1 protein-coding gene is annotated in these 3,674 nt (G+C 61.5%); it reads left to right on the top strand.

Features of this window, described 5'->3' with window-relative positions; genetic code table 11:
* Positions 1–166: 166 nt before the first annotated feature.
* The coding region (locus VZ95_RS01310) for a beta strand repeat-containing protein (RefSeq protein WP_045774277.1) at positions 167–3,674 on the top strand (3,508 nt) is incomplete at its 3' end.

Raw genomic sequence — 3,674 nt, 5'->3', positions numbered from 1 at the left:
GGATTGAGGGGGAGTGAACCAGTAGTTCATCATTGAACGGAAAGTTCGAATAGAGCCGCATTAACGCGTTGAGCCTATAAACTAAAACTTAGTTAAACTGTCCCTTGAAAGAGCGTGCAGACCCCTGGTAGAGGAAGTGAAGAGGCTTTCTACAAGGGTTGGTTCGATGGCTGAAGTGGCGTTCGACGCAGACTATTATCTGAGTGCCAACCCCGATGTGCAACGTGCGATTGTAAACGGCATCTTTCCAGATGCCGCGACGCATTTTCGCCTGATCGGAGCCGCCGAGGGGCGTAATCCGAATGCCGCCTTCAATAGCGCCTTTTATCTCGCCCAGAATCCAGACGTGCGGGCGGCAATTGTTGCCGGGGCGTTTCCCAGCGCTTGGGCGCATTACCTGAACTACGGAGCTGCCGAGGGCCGGTTGCCAAGCAGCGATGTGAATGGTTTCGACGCTGCGGCTTATCTTGCCGCCAACCCGGACGTGAAAGCGGCGGGCTATACCGAAACGACTGCGCTTTCCCATTATGTCTTCTATGGGATTTTTGAGAACCGCCAGAGCGCCCCCCTGGCCGGGACCGTGCTAACCGGGAGCGGGGCTGGAACCGCCAACGATGATCGGTTTATTCCGATGATCGGGCTCGGGCCGTCCACCCGCATCGACGCTGACGGGCAAGCGCTGACGGGCGATACGCTGGTTCTGACCAAAGACACGGCCCCGATGCTGACCCTGCTGGACCTGACGCGCAGCACCGATCAGAATCGCACGGGCGAGCAGGCGGGCAGCCCAACCGGCCCGACGCTGATCGGCTTCGAGAATATCGATGGCAGCCGGGCTTTGCTCGATCTTACCCTGACCGGGCTTTCTTGGGGAGAGGGCCGGGGGTCGGTTCTGACCGGCGGTGCCGGGCGCGATGTGATTACCGGCGGTGCCGGGTCAGATGTTCTGACCGGCAATACTGGCAATGATTCGCTGACCGGGGACGCGGGCACCGATACGCTCATCGGCGGCCTCGGAAACGACTCCCTCGCGGGCGGAACAGGCAATGATACGCTCAGCGACGATGGCGGCGACGATCAGGGCTTTGGCGATGCGGGCCATGATGTCATCGACCTTGGGATTGGCCGCAATCTGGCCGATGGCGGTGAGGGCAATGATACGATCACGGCCAATAGCGGCACCGAAACCTTAACCGGCGGCGCGGGCAATGATTCGTTCCGGCTGCGCAGCGGGGCGCTTCAGTCTGGCGATAACCTACAGGGTGGCGAGGGCCAGGATGCGCTGCTGCTGCACCTGACGGCAGCCGATGCGGGCAGCTTTATTTTCGATGCCAGCGCGGGCGCGGCGCTGGGCGGTATCGATGCGCTGGTGCTGATGGATATGTCGGGCACCTCGGCGGCGAAACAGTTCCGGATTGTGCTCACCGATGGGTTTCTCGCTGCTAATGGCCGTAGCGACGGGCTGATTATCGATGCGCGTGGCCTACCCAATGCCTCGCAACTGGTTTTCGATTTATCGCAGTTAACGGCGGCCTCTGCCGGGCTGTTAACGAGCGGTGCGGTCCGCATTCTGGCCTCGCCGACGCTGGAAGTGCGCGATCAGGCCCAGGTTTTGATAACATCGGGCTATGTGGCCGCAACCGGCAACAGCAACCTGCTCCCGGTTTCGGCTTTCACGCTGATTTCCCAGACGGGGATTACCGCAGGCCAGGACGGGGCCTATAATAGCGACCGCACGATTTTGGTACCGCAGACGGTGACGACACCCACGCCACCAACCCCGCCAGTAACGCCGGTTACGCCGACGCCGCCCGCCGCGACGCTGGTGCTGACCACGGGCCTCACCGACTCCCTCGTTCCAGCGGCGGCGGGGACGAACGAAAGCTTCACCGGCGGGGTCGGCACGCTGAACGGCACCGATACCGTCAACGGCAATGGCGGCACCGATACGCTGACCTTGACCGGCCAATCGGGCGCGACGATCAATAACGCCGGAACGGCGACCGTCACCGATATCGATACGGTCGCGATCCAAACAGCCGCGACGGCTTCGGTGAACGGCACGGGCTTTACTAGCATTGGCGAGGTGATTGTTACGGGCACGGGTGCGCTGACGGTGCTGACGCCGAGCGCCAATCTTGCCACCAATACGCCGTTCGTGCTGGGTGCGGGCTATGCGCAGACGCTCACCGATGCGAGTAATCTTGTGCAGAAATATGCGCTGGCCGGGTCGGCGACCGGCGCAATGATTGTAACCGGGCGCTCGGGCGTCACGGTCGAGGTCCGGTCAGCCAGTGCGTTGAGCACACTGATGACGGGGACCGGGACCGCGACTTTGACCGGTTCCGGCACGCTAACTTTGGGCAGTTTCGGCGGTGCCACCGTTCTGGATGCGAGCGCGATGACGGGCGCTTTGACCTATACCGCGCCTCTCGGCACGACGGTTCAGTCCGGCTCCGGCAATGATATCATCACGGCTGGCGGTGGCGGGCCCAATATCTCGACGGGCGGGGGCGACGATACGATTGTCGGCGGCGGTAATATCGGGACGACTGCGGTCATCAACGGCGGTACGGGCAACGATTTGTTAACCGTTAGTTCGTCGGGCGGGGCTGGCAGTCTGAACAATGTCTCACAGGTCGAAACGATCCGCCTCAGCAACGGCTTTGCCTATAGTTGGACCGTTGGAGCGGGGTCGGTGCATGCCACCGACACGACGGGCGTGACCATCGATGGCAGCGCCTTGACGAGCACCTCGACGTTAATGTTTAGCGGCGCGTCGATTACTGGGCACGCGGTGACCGCTACCGGCGGCACAGGGAATGACACAATCGGTGGCGGCGATCTAGCGGATAGCCTGACTGGCGGCGATGGGAATGACACCTTGGGCGGCGCCATTGGCAATGATTCGCTGTTCGGCGAGGGCGGGAACGATACTCTTCACGGCCATGCTGGGAACGATAGTTTGGTCGGCGGTGCGGGCAACGATGTTCTGGCGGGCGGGAGCGATAACGACACTCTGGACGGGGGCCTTGGGGACGATAGTCTGGACGGGGGGCTTGGGAATGACAGCCTGATCGGCGGTGTCGGCGGCGATTACATCTTCGGCGATAGCGGTGACGATCAACTGTTCGGCGACGACGGCAATGACGCGCTGGATGGGAGTACGGGCAATGACACGCTGAACGGTGGCGACGGCGATGACAATCTTGACGGCGGTGCCGACAATGATACCTTCGTCCTGGCCAATAAGCTCACCTCGTCCGACACCATCATCGGTGGCTCCGGGACCGATAATATCACGTTGACGGCGCGCAATGCCGATAGCGATCTCGACCGTGTGACGGGCGTCGAAACCATCACGCTCACCGATGGGGCGAGCTATCAGTATGTCGTTACGGCGGCGTCGGGCCATTCAAGCGATACGACGGGTGTAACGTTGAACGGCGGCAGTCTGACGGGGACCAATGCGCTGTATTTTGATGCGACGAACGTGAGTGGCCATAGCGTAACGGTACAGGGTGGCGCTGCCGCCGACAGTATTTTCCTAAATGCAGCAACCACATCGAGCGTTAATGCGGGTGCGGGCAATGATACGATTACGATTGCTACCGGCGCTGCGACGCTTGCCACAGGAACCATCAATGGCGGCAGCGGCTCGGATACTTTGGCGC

The organism is Elstera litoralis (assembly GCF_000963705.1).
Lineage (GTDB): Bacteria > Pseudomonadota > Alphaproteobacteria > Elsterales > Elsteraceae > Elstera > Elstera litoralis.
This window is presented reverse-complemented; position numbering and strand designations above follow the sequence as displayed.